This is a genomic window from Virgibacillus proomii, from assembly GCF_018916875.1.
GTDB classification, from domain to species: domain Bacteria; phylum Bacillota; class Bacilli; order Bacillales; family Amphibacillaceae; genus Virgibacillus; species Virgibacillus proomii_B.
The window spans coordinates 24,184-45,562 of sequence record NZ_JAHLNO010000021.1 but is presented as its reverse complement, the minus strand read 5'-3'; the positions used below and the strand labels follow the sequence as shown (position 1 = coordinate 45,562).

At 34.0% G+C, this 21,379-nt stretch carries 17 protein-coding genes, 3 pseudogenes and 1 other annotated feature; of the genes and pseudogenes, 10 read left to right on the top strand and 10 right to left on the bottom strand.

Annotated features, from left to right (window positions below; translation table 11 throughout):
- Window positions 1-23: 23 nt before the first annotated feature.
- The 3 genes from KQI21_RS12230 to KQI21_RS12220 form a co-directional block, all read right to left on the bottom strand.
- Window positions 24-956 carry an ABC transporter ATP-binding protein gene (locus KQI21_RS12230; RefSeq protein ID WP_216484473.1) on the bottom strand — a complete coding sequence of 311 codons (933 nt, stop codon included), beginning with the start codon at window positions 954-956 and terminating at the stop codon, window positions 24-26.
- A gap of 88 nt (window positions 957-1,044) precedes the next feature.
- Entirely contained in the window at window positions 1,045-1,980 is a 936-nt protein-coding gene (locus tag KQI21_RS12225; protein WP_216484472.1) for a sensor histidine kinase, read from the bottom strand.
- The gene (locus tag KQI21_RS12220; RefSeq protein ID WP_301281752.1) at window positions 1,977-2,684 is read right to left on the bottom strand and encodes a response regulator transcription factor; all 708 of its coding nucleotides are present in this window, start codon (window positions 2,682-2,684) and stop codon (window positions 1,977-1,979) included. The genes KQI21_RS12225 and KQI21_RS12220 overlap by 4 nt, the downstream gene beginning before the upstream one ends.
- 2,053 nt (window positions 2,685-4,737) lie before the next feature.
- Window positions 4,738-4,962, top strand: a binding site (T-box leader).
- A 57-nt stretch (window positions 4,963-5,019) separates the two neighbouring features.
- Here KQI21_RS12220 and serS point away from each other — a divergent pair.
- The 9 genes and pseudogenes from serS (at window position 5,020) to KQI21_RS16915 (ending at window position 13,663) form a co-directional block, all read left to right on the top strand.
- On the top strand, window positions 5,020-6,294 hold the full coding sequence (gene serS, locus KQI21_RS12215; RefSeq protein WP_216484471.1) for a serine--tRNA ligase: 1,275 nt from the start codon (window positions 5,020-5,022) through the stop codon (window positions 6,292-6,294).
- A gap of 218 nt (window positions 6,295-6,512) precedes the next feature.
- Window positions 6,513-7,460, top strand: a pseudogene (locus KQI21_RS17085) (RNA-guided endonuclease TnpB family protein); the annotation flags it as partial.
- Window positions 7,461-7,733: 273 nt separating this feature from the next.
- Window positions 7,734-8,402: a helix-turn-helix transcriptional regulator gene (locus KQI21_RS12200; RefSeq protein ID WP_216484470.1), complete on the top strand. Its 669-nt coding sequence runs from the start codon at window positions 7,734-7,736 to the stop codon at window positions 8,400-8,402.
- A 424-nt stretch (window positions 8,403-8,826) separates the two neighbouring features.
- Window positions 8,827-9,219, top strand: a complete 393-nt coding sequence (locus tag KQI21_RS12195; RefSeq protein WP_253291461.1) for a transposase — start codon at window positions 8,827-8,829, stop codon at window positions 9,217-9,219.
- 10 nt (window positions 9,220-9,229) lie between these two features.
- A pseudogene (locus KQI21_RS16920) lies at window positions 9,230-9,460 on the top strand (hypothetical protein); the annotation flags it as partial.
- A 705-nt stretch (window positions 9,461-10,165) separates the two neighbouring features.
- Window positions 10,166-10,864: a serine dehydratase beta chain gene (locus KQI21_RS12185; protein ID WP_216484468.1), complete on the top strand. Its 699-nt coding sequence runs from the start codon at window positions 10,166-10,168 to the stop codon at window positions 10,862-10,864.
- 22 nt (window positions 10,865-10,886) lie between these two features.
- Window positions 10,887-11,768 (top strand): L-serine ammonia-lyase, iron-sulfur-dependent, subunit alpha, encoded by an 882-nt coding sequence (sdaAA, locus tag KQI21_RS12180; protein WP_216484467.1) that lies wholly within the window; start codon window positions 10,887-10,889, stop codon window positions 11,766-11,768.
- Between the two features lie 95 nt (window positions 11,769-11,863).
- On the top strand, window positions 11,864-13,192 hold the full coding sequence (locus KQI21_RS12175) for an aromatic amino acid transport family protein (RefSeq protein ID WP_216484466.1): 1,329 nt from the start codon (window positions 11,864-11,866) through the stop codon (window positions 13,190-13,192).
- 399 nt (window positions 13,193-13,591) lie between these two features.
- Window positions 13,592-13,663 carry an IS3 family transposase gene (locus tag KQI21_RS16915; protein WP_373687675.1) on the top strand — a complete coding sequence of 24 codons (72 nt, stop codon included), beginning with the start codon at window positions 13,592-13,594 and terminating at the stop codon, window positions 13,661-13,663.
- 610 nt (window positions 13,664-14,273) lie between these two features.
- Here the strand turns inward: KQI21_RS16915 and KQI21_RS12170 are convergent.
- Window positions 14,274-14,891 carry a VanZ family protein gene (locus tag KQI21_RS12170; RefSeq protein WP_216484465.1) on the bottom strand — a complete coding sequence of 206 codons (618 nt, stop codon included), beginning with the start codon at window positions 14,889-14,891 and terminating at the stop codon, window positions 14,274-14,276.
- A gap of 809 nt (window positions 14,892-15,700) precedes the next feature.
- Window positions 15,701-16,783, bottom strand: a pseudogene (locus KQI21_RS12165) (IS4 family transposase).
- 120 nt (window positions 16,784-16,903) lie between these two features.
- Here KQI21_RS12165 and KQI21_RS12160 point away from each other — a divergent pair.
- Window positions 16,904-17,785: a GNAT family N-acetyltransferase gene (locus tag KQI21_RS12160; protein WP_216484464.1), complete on the top strand. Its 882-nt coding sequence runs from the start codon at window positions 16,904-16,906 to the stop codon at window positions 17,783-17,785.
- A gap of 283 nt (window positions 17,786-18,068) precedes the next feature.
- On the opposite strand, the gene KQI21_RS12155 is transcribed toward KQI21_RS12160, so the two are convergent.
- The 5 genes from KQI21_RS12155 to KQI21_RS12140 all read right to left on the bottom strand — a co-directional run bounded on the left by KQI21_RS12155 (window position 18,069) and on the right by KQI21_RS12140 (window position 21,231).
- Window positions 18,069-18,284, bottom strand: a complete 216-nt coding sequence (locus tag KQI21_RS12155) for a hypothetical protein (RefSeq protein WP_216484463.1) — start codon at window positions 18,282-18,284, stop codon at window positions 18,069-18,071.
- Window positions 18,285-18,335: 51 nt separating this feature from the next.
- Entirely contained in the window at window positions 18,336-18,560 is a 225-nt protein-coding gene (locus KQI21_RS12150; protein ID WP_216484462.1) for a hypothetical protein, read from the bottom strand.
- Window positions 18,561-19,652: 1,092 nt separating this feature from the next.
- Entirely contained in the window at window positions 19,653-19,961 is a 309-nt protein-coding gene (locus tag KQI21_RS16910; RefSeq protein WP_373687674.1) for an MFS transporter, read from the bottom strand.
- 54 nt (window positions 19,962-20,015) lie between these two features.
- On the bottom strand, window positions 20,016-20,858 hold the full coding sequence (locus KQI21_RS12145; RefSeq protein WP_216484461.1) for an MFS transporter: 843 nt from the start codon (window positions 20,856-20,858) through the stop codon (window positions 20,016-20,018).
- 130 nt (window positions 20,859-20,988) lie between these two features.
- Window positions 20,989-21,231, bottom strand: coding sequence for a hypothetical protein (locus KQI21_RS12140; protein ID WP_216484460.1), 243 nt, complete (start codon window positions 21,229-21,231; stop codon window positions 20,989-20,991).
- Between the last annotated feature and the right edge of the window lie 148 nt (window positions 21,232-21,379).

The following is a 21,379-nucleotide window of genomic DNA, read 5'->3' as shown; positions in this document are numbered from 1 at the left end:
GTATAAACCACCTCCATTTATTTTTACCTTACTTGATCTTGTTTTTCTTTATCCATTAACCCCATAAAATATTCTTCTAAGGACGTTATTTTTTTACTCATTGACTCAATCTCGATGTCGTTTAAAATCATTGTTTTTGAGATCTCCAATTGTGACACACTCTGTTCGAAAATACGAATGATTTTCTGGTCAATTATTTTAAAATTACGCAAATGAAGTCTATTTTCGAGAATAAAACATGCCCTTGTCAGGTTTGACGTTACTAACTCCATGTATTCTGTATTTTTTTCTCTCATTTCCTCCATCGAAACTTCTTCGATTAATTTTCCTTTGTTAATAACTCCGATCGTATCAGCCATTTGTTCAATTTCAGCTAAAATGTGACTAGAGATTAGCATCGTAATATCATATTCTTTACAGAGTAGTTTGAACAAATTTCTAATTTCTCGGATACCAATAGGGTCAAGTCCATTAATTGGTTCATCGAGAATTAAAAGCTCGGGTCTTGTAATAATGGCTCTTGCAATACCTAAACGTTGCTTCATCCCTAGTGAAAAGTTTTCCACCGGTTTATTTTCAATATTTATTAAATGAACCATTTCTAATACTTCATTTATGGCTTTTTTATTATGGTACCCCATATATTCACAGTGAAGTTCTAAGTTTTCCTTAGCTGTAAATTTCTCATAAAAAATCGGATACTCGATCATACTTCCTATCCTTCCTAACACATCGTATGACGAAGAAGGGGTTAATGGCTGACCAAAAATCTCTATTTCTCCGGCCGTAGGTTTTATTAAGTTTGTTAGCATTTTCATTAGTGTTGTTTTTCCTGATCCATTTGGACCAAGGAACCCATAAATTTCGCCTTTTTTTACATTCATATTTATGTTTGATACGACTTCTTTCCCTTGAAAACACTTTGTTACGTTATTTGTCTTTATGATATACACCATATTTCCATCCTTTCTTCAAGTTTAGTTATATGCATCGTACCAAGCAGCTGTTGCTTTTCTCTTTCTTAATTCTTACTTATTTCTTAAGTTAGTAAGTGATTCGTGGTAACGTAACCGTAAATGTTGTTTTCTGATATGGCATACTCTGTACATGTATCGTTCCATTCATTTGTTCTAGCAGTCTTTTCGTAATTGTTAATCCTAACCCGCTTCCGTGAAAGGCTTTGTTTCTTGATTCTTCTAACGTGAACATTCTTTCAAAGACAAGATCTTGCTTCTGTTCCTCGATTCCTTTTCCTCTGTCCCATACGTCAATACAAACATGTTTTTCGTTAAAAGTTAGAGCTAAACCGAGTATCTTACCATCACTGCCATACTGGATGGCATTTGACAAAAGATTATGTAAGACTCTGTCCAGCGCTTCTTTATTTCCTACTACATGAATGGGGTTATCTGGTAATTGGAAATCTATCTTTAACCCTTTTGTTTGGACTACATCATAGAATGAAAGTAAATTATCTTTACAAATCTCATTGATATTTATTTTCATTAGTGGAATTTCTTTATCTCCTGATTCAAGTCTTGCCAAATCGAAAAAAGCATTCATTAGATCGATAATTTCTATTGTTTTACGATGAACTTGTAATAGCAGCCTTATTTGTTCTTTTTGATCAATCGTTTTGTCTTTCTGAATCGTTTCGATATACCCTAGTACGACCGTTAATGGTGTTTTCAAATCGTGTGAAATATTGGTTAACATTTTTTTCATGGACTGTCTTGACTGATTGTATTTTGCAATTTTTCCTTTATGCATATCTAGCAACTTATTTATTTCAATTAGTAAAGCTTTTAACTTTTTATCATCCGTCATTAATAATAATTGTTCCATAGAATCTTCTTCTAAAATTTGTCCAAGTTTATTAGCCAAATAATCTAGTTTTTTATCTCTATTTTTCATTTGTACATACTGAATTATATTTAAAGTTATTAAAATAAAGATAACGCTCATCACAACAAACATCATTTAGAATTCAATTCTCCTAGTCTGTAGCCGATTCCCCATAATGTTTCAATATATTGTGGATTCGCTGGGTCATCTTCTATTTTTTCTCTTAATCTACTCATATGGACGTTAATTACATTTTCATCTCCGTAATATTCTTCTTTCCAAACCAAACGGTAAATTTGTTCTTTCGTAAATACTTTTGTAGGATGTTGAATAAATAACTTTAATATTTCCCATTCTTTGTTTGTTAGTTTGATAGTAATTCCTTTTTTACTGATGTGAAAATTATCGATATCAATCGTAAGCTCATGAATGTGAAGCATTTGTCGCTGGCGTTTTTCTTTATGTTCGGAATACTCGGTTGCTCTTCTGATGGATGCCTTCACCCGTGCAAGTAATTCAATCATAGAAAATGGCTTTGCGAGATAATCATCTGCTCCAAAACCTAGACCGATCGCTTTATCTACATCACTGTCTTTAGCAGAAATAATTAGTACCGGAACGAGACTTTGATTTCTCATCTCCTTCAAACAATCAATGCCACTCTGTTTTGGTAACATCAAGTCTAATACGACCAAATCAAACGTTTGTCGTTCAAATAAATCCATCGCTTCTTTTCCATCTGATGAATGGATGATATAAAATCCTTCTTTGGATAAAAAGTTTTTAACCATCTCAGAAATTGATGGGTCATCTTCTATTAACAATATTTTGTCTTGCATCCGTTACATCCTCCATTTCTATGTACATTTTTAAATCATTTTCTAACATTGACCTTGGTAAACATTGTGGCTTTATTTTAATGTTTTAGTGAAATAAGGTACAGTAAAATGAACAGAACTTTGATGATGAATAAAGCTCTTGACCCTATTGGGCAAAAGCTTTCCTTTAGCTTCCTGAAAGATGCGTAAATCCTAGACTGAATTCATTATTTTCTAGCATTGGATATGAGTAACTGCCAAATCATATATATCAAGTCATGTAAGTACTTCCTTAATTAATTGTTTTGTAACATTTTAACAACAATAGTTCCTAGAAGTGTCTTCTAGCAGGAATTTTTTATTTCTAAATTTTTTATTATTGACAATTCAAATGGCTATAGAGACTTTGTCCATTTTTCTTCTGTTAGAAGTTGATTTGAAAGAAAGCTGGTTTTTGATGATATCCAAATTGTACCCAAATAAACACTAAAAACCATTCCTGTATCTAGTGTTCCCGATACCTCATGGAAGAGCAATAGCCTTTTTTACAATATTTATCATTTTTAGTTTTCATTTATGTATTGTTTCTACAATATAGATTTGTGTTAAATGCTCATGAGCTATTCTACACCCTTTTAAATTCTTTGGAATCACTCCAACTACCGCCATTTGGTGGTCGGGAAACCAACCTTATCTTACCATGAAGTGAGGCGTTTTTATTTGACCCACGCTGAAAACTTCCAGAACCCCTAGCAGCCAGGGGTTTTTAAATACTAATAATAAAGCCCTAAAATCCCTGTGTTACCAAGGACTTTTAGGGCACACCTGTTACTACTCCCACTCAGTACTATGCTAATACAATATAATGCAATATCGTTGATTTTAAAGGATTTTAAGAAATATCAAAACTAAAAACATGAATATTAATATAAAGTGTGCCACGACTTGTGCCAACGAATCGGGCATTTAGGTGCCGTTTTCTCCCACTTAGACCCTTTTGTATCAACTCGAGGCTCTTGAAGTGGGAGTCTTACGGCACCTTACATGCGGGATAAAAAAGAAATAATAATTGATTCTAGGTTATCTACTGAACAACAGTAGGAAGATTTTGCCCATGAACTATACCACAAGAAAAAAAGGCTGATAACTTTGCATTACATTTTTGTGTACCTACATTTATGTTACTCCAATATAAAATTAATAATGTTTTTGAAGGCATCCATTTGTAATGGAAAAATTTAAGGTTACTAAGAAGTTTTGCAATGAAGCGACTTATTTACTTCAAAAATCAGTTGCGTTTTTCTAAATCTTACCACCAATATAAAATTTATATTAATTCTGTGTTCATAGGGGAAGGAAAAAGAATATAGTCTAAATTATTTTACAAAAAAGCCGATACCTTAGTTAAGGAAACTCGGCTTTTTTTTAAAATATAAAGTCTATTATTGATAAGGGATGGAGAAATTGCACAAGGAAAATTTAGTATAGATTTATCTTTTTCTATTACTTGTCGTAAATAACCAAACAGAAAATCCATTTTATTATTAAATAATTCGTCAACTCCATCCTCTGTTCCCTACAGTCAGACATTTATTATAACTAATGCGACTATTTTTTCAGCAAGTTGAATTTTTGTCCAAAAAATGAAAAAGAATCCATTTTCAACTGTCTGATCGGATTCTTTTTTTTTTTCTTGTTTTCTATTGTCCATACATATTTGTACTGAAAATAATTAAATAAACTAAACTTTATACAGAGTGCACCTAATTCATAATTATATTCAATTCCATTTTTATCACTTGTCCTAGTATATATTATTGTTTTTACAAACTCTCTAGGTAGCGGGTCGAAAGTCAAATAGCTGATGGGATTGATCTTCATATTTGTTAGTAAATCGATAGGGCTGATGCCTTACCTGCGTATAATGATGAGAACTCAAGATGAAATTGCAGCAACAAGTAGAGAAAGAACTAGTTGGTTGAATATTTTTAGGAAGTAAATACAAAATAAATGTATATGTATCTTGACTATCTTAAATGATTTAGATATAATATTGTTAAAATAATCACATACTTTTAAATCGATGACAGGAAATAGTAACAGGTAAATTTACTTTAAGAGAGCTGATGGTAGGTGAAAATCAGTAGTAAAGACCTGTGAATCCATCCTTGAGAGTGGTACTGAAAAGAATTTGAGTAAGTACTGCCGGCGAAACCGATATATTATTTCGAGAGGTAAGTATTTTTTACAATACTTGCAATTTGGGTGGCAACGCGGATATCAAACTTCCGTCCCTTTTTAGGGATGGAAGTTTTTTTATTTGAGTCTATTTTTAAACTAAAAAGGAGGTAGTAAAATGTTTAATATTAAACTGCTTAGGAAGAACTTTGAAGAGGTAAAAGCAAAATTACAACATCGTGGTGAAGACTTAACCGACTTAGAAAAGTTTGGTGAACTTGACCAAAAGCGTCGGAAATTAATCGTCGAAACTGAACAATTAAAGAAAAAGAGAAAAGATGTATCTTCTCAAATCGCCGTTCTAAAGAAAGAGAATAAAGATGCTGAAGATTTAATTGTAGAAATGCGTGAAGTTGGAGAACAAATAAAGAAACTCGATGAAGAATTACGTGTGATTGAAGAAGAATTAAATGCTTTGCTTTTAGCCATTCCAAATTTACCGCATGAAACCGTACCCATTGGTGATACAGAGGATGAGAATGTTGAAATTCGTAAGTGGGGAGAACTTCCTCAATTTGATTTTGAACCGAAACCCCATTGGGATGTTGCTACTGAATTAGAAATTATTGATTTTGAACGTGCTGCAAAAGTAACAGGAAGTCGCTTTGTTTTTTATAAAGACCTTGGCGCAAAATTAGAAAGAGCGCTAATTTCCTTTATGCTTGATCTTCATACTGAACAACATGGTTATACAGAAATGTTGCCTCCGTATTTAGTGAATCGGACAAGCCTTACAGGGACCGGGCAGCTGCCAAAATTTGAAGAAGATGTATTTTTAGTTGAGAAGGAGGATTATTTCTTAATACCAACGGCGGAAGTGCCTGTTACGAATTACTATCGTGATGAAATATTGTCCGAAGATGATCTTCCTGCTAAGTTTGCTGCGTACAGTGCTTGTTTTCGTTCTGAAGCTGGATCGGCAGGAAGGGACACACGTGGTTTAATTCGTCAACATCAGTTTAATAAAGTTGAATTGGTAAAATTCGTTAAACCAGAAGATTCTTATGGGGAATTAGAAAAATTAACAAATGATGCAGAAAAGGTATTACAATTGCTAGGACTTCCTTATCGGGTAGTAGCTATTTGTACAGGGGATCTAGGTTTTGCTGCTGCAAAAAAATATGACTTAGAAGTATGGCTACCAAGTTACGACACATATCGTGAGATTTCTTCTTGCAGTAATTTTGAAGATTTCCAAGCAAGAAGAGCAAATATCCGGTTTAGAAGAGAACCAAAAGGGAAGCCCGAATTCGTTCATACACTAAATGGTTCTGGATTGGCAGTTGGGCGTACTGTTGCAGCCATTTTGGAAAATAATCAACACAAGGATGGAAGAGTACGAATACCAGAAGTTTTAAGACCTTATATGGGTGGTAAAGAATATATTGGATAATATTGATGAATAAAATAGGGGCTATTCCAATTTAACTGGGTTTCCGAAAAGAATTCTCTTACTTCTGTGAAGGGTGTAGCCCAATGAAAGTGGGAGATGAATTTTCGATTGGCGCAAACCAAAATATTGTTCTATAATCGTCTATAAACAATCAAACAATATATTGAAAAACAAGGCAGAAAGTAGATGTAAATGATGTTAAAAGATATAAGTATCGTATATATCCTCATACAGAACAACGACTATTCTTCGAAAAAACATTTGGGTGTGTACGGTTTGTATACAAAAAATGCTTGCTGATAGAATCAATTCTTACAAGGAATACAAGAAAAAATGGATAAATCTATTAAATGCGCTACCCCTGCACAATATAAGGCTGAATTTCCTTTTCTCAAGGAAGTGGATAGCCCTTGCCTTGGCTAATGCAAAATGAACTTGAACAAAGCATATGCTCATTTCTTTCGTGATAAATCAGTGGGTTTTCCAAAATTCAAGAACAAGAAAGACAATTATCGAGAGCTATACAACAAACAATCAAAAAGGAACCGTGTACATTGAGAATGGCTACATCAAACTGCCAAAATTAAAGACAATGGTAAGAATGAAGCAATATAGACAATTTTTTGGCTTGATTAAGTCTGTAACCATTTCTAAAACACCTACAAAAATATTTCGCTTCTGTATTAGTAGAAGATAATGAACAATTATTTCCAAAACTTGATACAAAAGTCGGAATTGATGTTGGTCTAAAAGACTTTGCAATATTGTCTAATGGTAAAAAGTACGAAAATCCTAAATGGTTGAAAAATATTAGCTTTTTTGCAACGTTCTTTGTCACGCACAAAGAAAGGCTCTAAGAATAGAGAGAAAACTAGACTGCAAGTTGCTAAACTTCATGAAAAAATAGGAATCAACGCAATGATTTTCTTCACAAAATAAGTAATGACATCACAAACGAAAATCAAGTGATTGTGATTGAAGACTTGAAAGTGAAGAATATGCAAAAGAATCATAAACTAGCCAAAGCAATCAGTGAAGTATCTTGGTCTAAATTCAGAGAATATCTTGACTACAAAGCAAAGTGGAAAGGTCGTGATTTGATCATCGCTCCTAAAAGCTATGCAAGTAGTCAGCTATGTTCGTACTGTGGCTATAAAAACAAAGATGCAAGCTATAGGGGCAGTCCCTATCCCTAGAAAAAATACCAATTACATGGCTAGTTTCAGCAAGTTCTTACTTGCATCACATCCCTGTCATTGGGCAATCCCACTCACGAAGATTTAGGTTGAGTAGTTCACGAGCGAGGTACCTAGTAATAATAAGATATAAAGCGTGGTAGCAATACCCACTTATGATTAAAAACGATTTACTTAAATTATCTCGGAAATTTATAACCAAACATTCAAAAAGAAGGATTTATAAAAAGGAGGAGTACTAAGTTGGATAATCATCTTTTTCAACACTATAAAAATATAATGAATTATTTTGGTGAAATTTTTGGATCTCATTATGAATTTGTATTACATGTTTTAGATCCTGATGGAGGTTCTCACATTGGTCACATCGTCCATGGTGAATTAAGTGGAAGGTCATTAAATAGCTCCTTAACCAACTATGCAAAAAAGTTAATTGAGGAAAAAGTATATTTAAAAAAAGATTTTATTGTAAATTATGTTGGAGAAGGACCAAAAGGTAAAAAATTTCGTTCATCAACCATGTTTATAAAAGATCATGAAGGTAAATTACAAGGTCTTTTATGTATAAACTTTGATGTGGATACCTATCGAAAGGTCGCAAAAGATGTATTAAAATTAGCTAATCTAAGCTGGGATATAGCGTATATGGACAAGAAAACAGAACAGGAACAACCCGTTGAAAAACTGACTGAAAATATTCAGAACATTATTTATACACAAATAGACAAAGATATATTAGAATCTGGCGCTCAATTATCACCTGAACAAAAAAAACTTGCTATTTCCAAATTAAAGGAATATGGTGTATTTGATATTAAAGGTACTGTAAATGACGTTGCTAAAGTAATGGGAATGGCTGAATCAAGTGTTTATCGTTATCTACGTATAGTATCACTTAACGAAAATAAATAAATTTTCCATTTAATATCATGAATTATTGGGTGACTATATGAAGATTTTTTCCAAGCGCATCCATTAAAAGAGCGGGGATTTAATATGGCGATAATATCTAGAAGACTAGAAAACAGGTAGATTGTTGGGAAATTTGTATAAATAATACAGATCGGAAAAAGTTAAGCCATACTTTATTTCTTTTGTTCTATGAAACTCTATTACAAATATGAAAATAGTTAAGTCGTCCGTGATACGATTGGAAGTTTTGATTATAAGTTAATATTTTGGACCCTAGAAGAAGTTCCTTACTAAAATTTTTAAGTAAGGGGCTGGCTGGGGGGCCTTAGTCTTCACGATATACTATTGAATTACAACATTTTACTATAATAATGGTTTAAAAAGGTTTTTTCGGATGCAAAGCTGGTATCTACCTTTGGCGCCAATGCCTAAGACAGTTATTGCGGATGTAGGATATCGCAGTAAAGAAAATTATTTATATGCGATTGGAGATGAAAAGGAGCCTCGATTTCATTATCTTATTCTGTACGGAACCTACATAAAAGAAAAGAGACGTAAATACAAAAAAGACACCCAAAACGCAAAGAATTGGATCTATCATGATAAAGATGACTATTTTATTTGCCCGAATGAAAGAAAAGTGATGTTTAAAAAATACCAAACGAACAAGAACAAGTCTGGTTATGAACAAAGCTATAAAATATATGAATGTGAAGATTATATGGATTGCCTATTAAAACCAACATGTACAAAAGCGAAGGGGAATCGACAAGTTCATTGGAATATGGTGTTTGAAGAAATGAAAGCAAAGATGTGAAGAGAAAGCTACTCTCTACACTCAGCGCAAAGTAGAAAGTGTGTTCGATCACATCAAAGGCAATCGGTCGTTCTACAGGTTTTCCTTCCGAGGACTCGACAAGGCCATATCGAGTTTGGCAATTGTGACATTAGCCCACAACTTAGTAAAAGTAGCAGGGCTTCGCCTCGCTACTTTCATAAAAAATTTTCATTTTAGAAAAACTTGGCTTGTCGTCAAGTCCTTATGGCGAAAGCTATAGTTTTTCTTATACTATAAACCCTAAAATTTTATACTTTCCTATAGTATAAAAAAGCAGCTAAAGAAAAATGTTTTATTTTTCTTTAGCTGCTTTACTTTTAAGGACTTATCGGACAACCCCGTCGTTAATGGCACGTCCTTTTTTTATTACACCATATTGACGCTATATTTTTTATGTGATATCTTTAACTTGTAATAATAAATTATTATATTGATAATTATCTATTGAGACATTATATGGTTTTTCTTAGAAACTTGTGAAATCTTGTCCTTAGATCTTTTCAAAATAATAATATAGGAGGGGAACTCAAAACAGGAATAATAGAATAAAAAGGTATTCTGATGGATTATTTGGTGTGTTTTGAAAGCGATTTTATATAGTTCTTTCTATCAGTAATAAAGGAATCTAATTAATAAAATTTATTATGTGTCTACTTTTATTGTTGCACATGTCAAATCATTTCTAGTACAAGTGATAAAAGAGTTATAGAAGCTTAGATTCGTAATTAGTAAGCTCCAATTGAAGAAGCAAAAAAAAATTTCTCCACAGTTCAATGAGAATTTGAAATAATTGGTACTCCATTCTTATTTAGAAGCACTTTCATGTAAAATTTAACCAAATTTGATTTAGTTGTATGTTTTAATTTTTAATAAATGTTATTGCAAGATTATTCCAGTAAATAATACCATTAAATTCAAGGGAGGATTGGCCATGAGCGTAGTATCGATTAAAGAAAAAAAGAATGTTAGTTACAAAAGTTGTTTTGATGTGATTGGACCAGTTATGATCGGGCCCTCAAGTTCACATACGGCAGGTGCTTTAGCCATGGGATTGGTTGCAAATAAATTATTTAAAGGTCTTCCAAAAAAAGTTGTGGTAAAGTATTATGAATCATTTGCAGAAACTCATAAAGGACACGGAACTGATTTTGCCATCATTTCCGGTATATTAGGTTTTGAGGCTGATGATAGCAGGGTACCAGATGCTATTAAAATAGCAGAATCTCAAGGCATTGACATCACCTTTTTAGAAGAATCAGGTGATAGTCCTGCCGGTCATCCAAATACTGCTGATATTTATCTCGAGGATGATATTCGATGTATTCGAACAGTGGGTATTTCAGTCGGTGGCGGATTAATTAAAGTGAAACATATTGAAATCGATGGATTTAGCTTAAATCCTCAAGGTTCATTACCAATAATGATAGCGATTTCGGACAGAAATAATCTTGAACTTGAATTACACAGAATCTTTAAAAAATACGATGTGGATATTAATAACTCCATCAATTTGGAAAAAGACGGAAAATACTTATACCAATTAGATTTGGATTCACAATTAAGTAGTGATGCCCGGAAAGAATTAGAAAAACTCAGTGAGATAGCTAATATCATTATACTTTAATTACACCAGGGGGTGAACAGGTATGTATATGTCCATTAAAGAAATAGTAGATGCAGCAAATGAAAGACAAGTACCCATTTATGAATTAGCAATAAAACAGGAAATGGAAGTAACAAGATCTACTTTTGACGAATCTTGGAAGAAGATGGAAAAAAACTTAGAAACGATGGAAAATGCTGTAAAGAAAAGTACTGAGGGCGATGGCGTATTTTCGCCGACTGGATTAACTGGAGGAGATGCGGTTAAAATTAAAAAATATCGTGAAAGTGGAAAAACACTTTCTGGCGATATGATGATGAGAGGCGTCCAGAGTGCAATAGGTACAAATGAAGTGAATGCGGCTATGGGAGTTATTTGTGCAACGCCAACAGCTGGAGCAAGTGGAACAATACCGGGTGTACTTTTTACCATTAAAGAAACGTTACAGTTAAGTCGTGAGGAACAGGTTCATTTTCTGTTTACTTCAGCATTATTTGGAATGATTGTAGCGAATAATGCGTGTATTGCAGGAGCTTTAGGAGGATGTCAAGCTGAAGTAGGTAGTGCCTCGGCAATGGCGGCTGCAGCGGCAGTAGAAGCTGCAGGAGGAACACCAGAGCAATCAGCCCATGCTTTCTCAACCGCACTACAAAATTTACTCGGTTTAGTTTGTGATCCAGTCGCAGGTTTGGTAGAGATTCCTTGTGTAAAAAGAAATGCCGTCGGAACGGCTAATGCATTAGTGGCAGCAGATCTGGCATTAGCTGGTGTAAACAACCTGATAAATGCTGATGAAGTAGTTGAAGCAATGTATAGAGTAGGTAGACGGATGCCTCGGGAATTAAGGGAAACTGGCTTAGGTGGGGTTGCAGACACACCAACAGGAATTGCTATTAAAAATAAAATTCTTGGAAAAGAACAATAAGATTTTAACCATTTTGTAATAAAATATATTTTTCTAACAAATTGTGAATTTATGAACAATAATTAAAATCCATACCTCACAAGGAGGAAATTAAAATGAGTCAAAATGCAGCTAAAGTACATGAAGTTGAAAAAACTACAGAAGATGTTAAACAATATAAAGACCCTAATAAATGGTATATGCAAGATACCACTTGGGCGATGAGTCTTTTTGGAACAGCCATTGGGGCAGGTGTACTCTTTTTACCAATTAATGCTGGGGCAGGGGGTATATTATCTTTACTTTTAATTACGGTACTTGCATTCCCTGTCATGTACTTTTCACATAGAGCGATGGCTAAAATGATCTACTCTTCCGAATCAGCTGGTGAGGGAATTACAGCTACGGTAAGGGAGTATTTCGGGAATAAAGCAAGTGTAATTTTTAATATCATCTATTTCTTTTCGATCTATGCAATATTACTAATGTATGCAGTTTCCTTAACCAATACTGCAGGTAGTTTCATGGAGAATCAATTGAGCATGCAAGCACCACCTAGAATTATACTATCACTTATTTTGGTTCTCGGTCTAATATTTATCGTGAATTTTGGTCATGATGTTACTGTAAAAGTAATGAGCTGGATTGTATATCCATTTATAGCAGCTCTAGTGTTTCTATCTCTATATTTAATTCCACAATGGGATTTAGCAAATTTAAGTTTAGCTGGTAATTTTGCATCTGCAGATGGAGGAGTAGGTTTTAAAACTATTTTAGGAATGGCTTGGTTTATCCTACCAATCATCGTATTTTCGTTTAACCATTCTCCTATGATATCTACTTTTGTTATGAAACAACGGGAAACCTATGGAATTGATAATGTAGACCGCAAATGTGCCCAAATTCAAAAAGTATGTTATATCATGACAATTTCTGTTGTATTGTTCTTTGTATTCAGTACTGTCCTAAGTGTGACTTCTGGTGATCTTGCACTTGCTAAAGAACAAAACTTGCCAATCCTTTCTTATCTTGCTAATAAATATAGTATGCCGTTATTCGCATATGCAGCTCCTATCATTGCTTTCATTGCCATTACAAAATCTTTCCTTGGCCATTATGTAGGTGCATATGAAGGATTAGAAGACATTATTGTGCAGGCCGCTAAATCTCGCGGAAAAAATTTGAATGGTAAAACAGTGAAGAACATCATTATTGGATTTATGATCGTAACATGCTGGCTCGTTGCTTATGCAAACCCAAGTATTCTTGATCTTATCGATATGATTAATGCACCACTAATTGCACTAATTTTATTCTTATTACCAATGTTTGCAATCTATAAAGTGCCTGCACTAGCTAAATTCAAAAAAAGTTATATTAGCAACGCATTTGTCATTATTGTGGGCATACTAGTAGTTCTATCAAGTATTAAAGCATTGTTCTAATCTACTAGACTTTTTCTTAGGTGATTCAGAGGGACAGGTTCACTGTCCCAAATGGTTTAAATAAAGTGAAACTTCATTCAGTAGGAGTTTTTTTCATCTCCTACTGAATGTTAGTACCTAGAAGGGTATGACCTAAGGCCTTGAACGAATCGGGCATTTAGGTGCCGTTTTCTCCCACTTAGACCCTTTTGTATCAACTCGAGCCTCTTGAAGCGGGCGTCTTACGGCACCTTACATGGTAGGAAAAAAAAGTAAGGTCAGACCCCTTAACCTTATTCGACATTGAATAAGGTTTTTTTATTGTGCGCCTGGCATGGGTGATAATTTGGTGGTGAAAGTCCACTACAGTTTATGGTTATCGAAGAATGACATTAAATATTGAATCGGAAATAAAGAAAAATGTTCAATCACAACCGCATTTATCGTTTAATGCAACTTGCAGGATTACAATCAGTGATCCGTAGAAAATAGTTCTTCTCCTGCTCAACATGTCGCTAAAGAATCTATTAAACCGTGAATTTATAGCTAATAAACCGAATGAAAAATGGGAACCGATGTGACCGAATTCAAATATGGGTCTTCTCAGAAGGCTTATTTAAGCGCGATTTTAGACCTATACGATGGCTCGATTGTCAGTTATGTACTCGGTCAATCTAACAATAATGAATTGGTATTGAAGACATTTGATATAGCAACAGCTACTTTGAAAAGATGGAGAACGACCATTACTTTATAGTGATCGTGGTTATCAATATACATCGCACGGATTTAAAAGAAAGATAGATGAAAAAGAGATGATTCATAGTATTCACGTGTAGGATGATGTATTGATAATGGGCCAATGGAATCTTTTTGGGGAACGTTGAAGTGTGAAAAGTATTATCTACATGAGTATGAGACATTTGAAACGTTCCACAAGCAATAAATGACTATATTCAGTTTTACAATCACGAATGATATCAAGAAAGATTAAACGGCTTAAGCCATTGGAATACAGAGCTCAAGCCGTTTAAAGCATTTTTATTATTTCCACTGTCTACTTGACAGGGGGCAGTTCAAAATAGGTGGCTTGTGATATTTGTCATTCTTGTTTTATAAATAAAGAACCTGCTGTATCAAAGTCATTGATGGTATACCCTCTGTTAATTTTCATGAACAGCAATTCTCCAATTACATGAAATTTATAAATAATAAAACCACTTATTAATAACAGCACTAATGCCAAAATGCATATCGTTCCGATTGAAGCTAAAACATTAAGGATTTTATTTGCTTTTGTACTAAACAGCTTACAAAATACAATATAAACTCCAACTCCAATAATTCCACCTAATGTATTTCCCATAAGGTCAGTTATATCGCTACCTCCTATAGCAAAGATGAATTGCAATACTTCAAATAACAAACTAACTCCTGCTATTACTGCAATCTTTTTCAAGAAAGACCAATTTGGTTTTAGCATACTGATATAAATTCCAAATGGGATAAATGCAAGTACATTCCAGATTATTTCATTAAAATCTATTTGATCATTAACAATAACTGAACCAGCAAAAGGGATTAAGTTGATTCCCCTAAAATCCGGCAAGTCTTGAAATGAAAATTGCATTTTAAAGAGTATAATCCATGTTAATACAAATAAATATACGGCCAACAAGCCAGCAGTTATTTTATTTTGATTATTTTTTGATTTTTCCATATAAATCCTCAATTCCTAATTCTTTTTCAAACTTATAATCTAAGCTTTTATCCTACTTTACAATTGAATCTCAAGTTTCTTACATAACAAATTATAGCATGGAATATTATCTTTAAATATTCCTAATCTGTTCAGATACGAGCAATTTAGAGGCGACTAACATTGGTGCTATTGCTTATAACAGTCGATACCTTTATTGCGCAGTTCGTACATGAAGCTGAGGAAAAAACTTTATACTTTCTAAAAAGATAGCTATAAATGAATAAGTTTACCTTACTCATTTATAGCTATTTCACCAACTGAATAAGCCTATTAAGGCAATATGAAGGCAGTAGTTTTTAGGGAATTTTAGTTAGTTTTATTAATGCAAGCTGCTTTTATAGCGGATAGCACTTGTTTAGAAGAGCGAGCTAAAGTAAGCCACTGTGGCAAGCTTTTTCACAGAAATTAATAATCCATTTTGGCAGGACTTAATAATAAGTAGAGTGTTAGTTGAAGAAATGCGGACTTCTGTCACCTCTCTTTACTTATTTTATTTGCAGGCATCTGTTCGTTCCTAGCAGTTTTTCAGGAACATTATATATGGTCCTTACTTAGTTTTGGTTTAGCTGTTATATTAAATACGTTTAAACCAAAACATTGCATAAATAAAACAAGAATATTCAATTAACGACCTTCTGTGATTTTGAGCCAAAAAGTCCAAATCTGAAGAAAGGTGGCACTGTCCATTTGCTAAAAATATACAATTAATCCAAGACAACAACGACAACAGCCGATTTACGGACTGGATCTTTCCTCAAACTTCCTAGTCAGACATAGGATGGTTTCCAGAGCGCTCTCTTTAACCAGCGAGTGATTCGCAGTAAAGATTTTTTGCTTTTCAATCTCCAGTTGGATAAGACATGTAAGCAGTAGGTAATAAGCGCTAAAAACACTTGATTCTGTATAGCAGTTTCGCTCATTCCATAAAAATGCTTTATTTCTACATGTTGTTTTTAGCCATTTAAAAAAGAGTTCAATTGCCCAGCGAGATCGGTAAATGTCACTGATTTCTTCGGCACTTGAATCAAAGCGGTTTGTGATTAGACGAAGCAGATTTCCCTTTGTATCCATGACTTCAAGGAGACGAAAGACGTTTTCCGTGCGTTTTTGTGTCGTTCCGATATAGACCATTTTCTCGGATAGAACCGTACCATCATCAGGAAGTGAAAAAGAGGTAACTTTACGAATGACGGCGTTCTTTTTCAGCCTTGAAACGAAGAAATAGCCATCATCTGTCATCCGATCAAAACGTTCATCGTCTACATAACCGCGATCAAACACATACATGGCTTCTTTATCATCCACAAGAACCTCCAGTTGGTTCCTGTCATGTTCTTTCGCAGGCGTAATCACTGATTTTTCTGGATAAACGTTGTCCTTATCCATGAATACTAGTCGTAAATGCAGCTTTATACCGGCTTTTGTTTTACGAAACGTTGCCCATTTATGGTTGTTTAAATTTAGTGGAAGTGTACTACTGGAATCAATGATTTTTAATGGCATATGCTTTCCATTTTTATAGTAATACGCTCTAATTTTCCACACGAGATCCAAGAATAGATTGGAAAGAATAGCTGGATCTATTTCCCTGTTCTTTCATAATATTTGAGAAGTGCTGATCGATTCGAACCCAAGTATTTTTTGAAGCTCTTCGTCTAAAAGTGCATCACTCATTTCTTCTAAGCTCTTGAATTCGTGTAGTTGGGCAAACAGTAAAAGCTTGATATAACCCTCGGTGGTAACTTTTTTGTATAGTAGTCTTGTTTAGATTCGTTCACTTGTTCAGTAAGCTTTTGAATAGTAATGGGTGAAACCCATTTACCAAATGATGAAATTAGTGTATTCTTGATGGTACCATTAATACTGTATTAATAATGGGTCTAACAGAAAAAACACCTTTATGTATAAGAAGGGCTAGACATGCAGTGAAATCAGTACTAACTGATACATACTAGATTGAGGGTTAAAAGATGATTAAAATTAAAAAGTTAATAGACTGTACATTAGCTGAAGCTGTAATAGCTTGGAATACAGGTTTTGAAGGATATTATTTTGATGCAACCACTACACCACAAAATTTTATCAAAAGGATGGTTAATGAAGATCTTTCGCCTTCGTTATCTATCGTAGCATTTGAAGAAAAACAACCGATAGGAATCGTTTTGAACGGAGCAAGAGAGATAAAAGGGAAAAAAATTACCTGGAATGGAGGAACAGGTGTTGCCAAGGAATATAGAAGCAAAGGAATTGGAAAAATATTAATGGATTCAAGTTTCTCGATTCTAAAAGAAGAAGGTATAGAAATAGCAACACTCGAGGCAATAAGCGATAATACTAAAGCCATTTCACTATATAAAAATATAGGTTATTTAGTCGAAGATAATTTAGAATATTTAAATCTCAATGGAAAGTTACCACAAAATCCAATCAAAGATTTAAACAGAAAATATAATTGCGAACGAGTAGCACCTCAACAAATAGGTCAACTACAGTTTTATAAAGCGATGAATCCATGGCAGACACAATGGCAAAGTGCCAAAAATGGCGAAGGTATCTTTGTAAAAGATGATAGTGACAATGTACTTGGCTACGCTTATTACCATAGGATATTTAATTCCCAAGGGGGGCATATAAGTACCACTTTGTTTCAGTGCGAGCCGAAATCAGATCGGACAGATGCTGAGGAAATTATTTATTTTTTGTTAGGTCAGGTTTTTGGAGATTTTAAAGATGATATCAATCGAACAGTTCCTAATTTACCAATTAACAAAAGTGAAAAAACCTTTAACGTGTTAAAACAGATCGGTTTTCAAACAATAGCTCAGCAAGTGTATATGATCAAAGAAATATAGTTAATAGTGATTTATTTAGGAGTTTGAAGTTAAGGACTAATATATTTTTAATATTGACTGTTAGTATAATAGATATTAAAAGTTAGATACTCAATGACCAAAAAAAGGAAACGGTTTTAAACGTATATCCCCATGCTTCTATAACTATTAATGCCTCTTGTAGCATGGGGAAGGTTGTCCATAAAAATAAAGAGGCTGGGACATAACTAGCCAAAATAACTTAAAAATGGTTTCGGTCATCGGTTTTTGACGATCGAAACCATTTTTCGTTGAGTTATTTTCATTATCTATTAGTGGATTTGTGTTCTTGGCGGTGTACTTCCTCAAGTTTACCGCCATAAATGCAAACATTGAGCTCATACTTCTCATTTACCTTATTTATTTGTAATAACAACGTTTGGAAATTATATACCGTATTTTTCTTCTGTAGGACAGCTAAAGCTTCTTCGACAGAATAGGTTACGCCTTCATAACAAATAAGTTCATGTATAAAGCGCAAGGGGTCCACCTTATAAATTAATTGAGATCCTTGCTTTACTAAATGATAATTTTAAAAACGTACAAGAGTGTACTCCCCATGTTTAATTTGAATTTGCTTACGCGCTTGAATAACAAGTAAAAAATCACTCACTAAGTGAAATGTACGACGATCTACGATTGCCTCAACTTCACCCTCTGCTACATAAATTATAATTGCTTTATCATGTTGAATCATTGTATTATTTCTACTAACTTTTACGCCATCTACGGTATACATATGTTGTTGAAAATTCATTACTCTCACCTAATTGGTTATCATTAATATTAACAATTGTTGCTTAAAGAAACAATGAAAGTCATTGGTAAATAAAAAAAGGATATTAGCAAATATAGTTAGTATGGACACTGATTAATAAAACATATTATTTTTAAATTGATTGCAAACTTATCATACAGATAGTAGAAATCAAATCATCAATCCAAACCATGGTATAGGCATCTGCATTTTCTGATCGTACTGGGTTAGCCAGCCTCTGCTTCTTGTTCCTTGCCAAGCAATTTCCTGAAATATGTGAGCTCTTCATGAGCATTTTTTTATTCACAATAAGATATTACAACTGTTGGAGCAATTTTGCTTAGAATTCGCTCTATTTCCAGTAATGAGTAATGATTATATCAGGCGCCAATGCTAAGAATCTCTCAGTAGATGGCTCCCATAAACACCAATATCTATGGTCCTTTTTAAAGTGTCCTTTAAATAATAGTTTTCAAATATCAATTCTCTGGCACCCACAAGCTTAACTTCTAACCAAATAAGACTACCGATATATTCTTGTCCAACAATGCGTTTAGGGCTTGTTGGAATGGTAATCTCTCCATTAACTGTCTGACTTTCTTTAAATCATTTTTTCCCGTGTCTTTGTTACTTTCAGATGAGATTGTCGTTTCTCCATAGGCAGCTAAAAATTAGTAGCAAAACCAGAAAAGGCGAGCGATGAACTTCTTGTGTTGAAATAGTTGTACAAACAATTTTAACCCTCCACACACAACAAATGATAATTATTCTGATTAGAATAGAGAGTGTTGTTACTAATCTTCTCATTCATTTGTATGTTCCTCCAAAAGTCATTTAAATGGTTCAAAAGAGTTTATCCGTCTATACTGTGCAGTGCTGTGTGGAATATCTTGTAAGTTGGCTAATTTCTAGTCAGACATTTTTAAGAAGCAGCTCAAAAAAACAGCTCTCATTTTAGTACTTCATTGCTGTCAAATTTAAAAAGATTCATCCTGTTACTTTAAAATAAAGTTTGACTAAAACCCCTAAAAGTTGAAGTTCACTATTTTTGCTAACTAAAAAATCTTCACAGTACCTCATTGTTTCCATTTCTTATCCACTTTTAGTATATTTTATTCTATTTGACGGTAAAAATAAACTAAGAAACGAACAGATTAAAAATCCACTTAGACTAAACAAATATGCGGCACTAAATGCACCAAAGTGATCGATTATCCAACCAGAAAAACCTGGACCAATCTGGCCTATACCATAAAAGACAGAAATAAAACTAATTGCTAAAGCAACATATTGTTGTTCTACAAGTTTGGCTACTTGAAGCTGGATTAAGACTAGTGTTCCACCTAATGATGTTCCCCAAATAAATGATGCTAATGTAAAGTATAGCGGGCTAGTCTGGATAACTGGAATAAAACTCCGAAGGCGGATAGTAATAAGACCGTAATCAACGCTTGCTTAATACCTAAATGATCTGCAATCCAACCCCCACAGTGGTGGTCCGAATATAGAAACGAACCCAGCAAATGAATATATGGAACCAGCGAGCGATTCCTTCACACTTAGATCAATAAGGTAGCTTGTCTGATAGAGACTTGGAACCAAGTAAACTAAACCGACAATAAAGTAAATACTTGCGAGCAGATAAAGTGGTTTTGAGCACCATGCTTTATCTGACCGTTCTTTAGAAGCTGATGATTTTTCCTTAGATGATAAGTCCTTTAGAAACAATAATGTTAATAAAAGTATCGCTAAAGTTATTAGCGCAAAAATTAACCAAGCATAACGCCAAGCCTCTCCTGAAAATACATTAACAACGGCCGGAACAATTAAGCCACTAAGTAGTATACCAATTCCTGCACCACTCATTAAAAAACCCATGACCATCCCACGTTTATCTAGGAATGATGCGACGACCAATGACATGAGTGGAGTAAATACTAATGCGCTCCCCAATCCTAATAAGAACACGCTGATTGCCGCGAATAAATAACTGTTGACGATAATTATACAAAATAGACCGATTAATACAGCGATGTTTCCAATCACAACAGTATTCTTTGCACCTATCTTTCCAGTCATCACACCAGATAAACCTACAGTAACTAAATAACCTAAGAATAAATACGTGCCAAGCATGCCTGCTTCCGTTGTTGTCAAATCAAGGTCGATTTGCATAAATGGCAAAATCACACCATAGGCCATCCGTCCAAAGCCTGTTGTTGTGATAAGTAATCCCATCCCAAGAAAAATAAATAAGTACAAATATTTTTTGTCTGTCCGTGCTTGACTATTATCCATTAAAACAACTCCTTCTTTACTTTCCAAGCAAAGGATACTAATTTAGTTCCCAACTTGTTCCATTTAAATGGATGAATTCGATAACGCGCTTAAGGTTCATACCGTCTAGTCTAGAAGTTTTCATCTAAGATTATGATAAAGCCTTTTGCATTAAGCTAATGGAAAGAAATAGCCTTTGCTTTTCACCACCGGATAATGTAGCCGGATGATGGTCTTTTAGATGCCATAAGTCAAATTCTTGCAACAAACGTAAGACCACATCTTCACTTCCTTGTTGATACAGCATTTGTGTAGCCGGCAAATCAAGGTTGGCAGAGGGTTCATCCATCACAAAGATAGGAGGCTCAATAATCTGTGTTGCTGCGATGGCCACTTTTTGTTTTTGCCCGCTATAAAGACACATGACATTTTAGTGACGGATCAATTGTAAGTTTGTTTGGGCAATCACTTCTTTTAAGCGTTGTTGAATAATAGAACGTTCTTATGCCATAGTTTTCGAGTTCAAAGACCAACTCATCTTA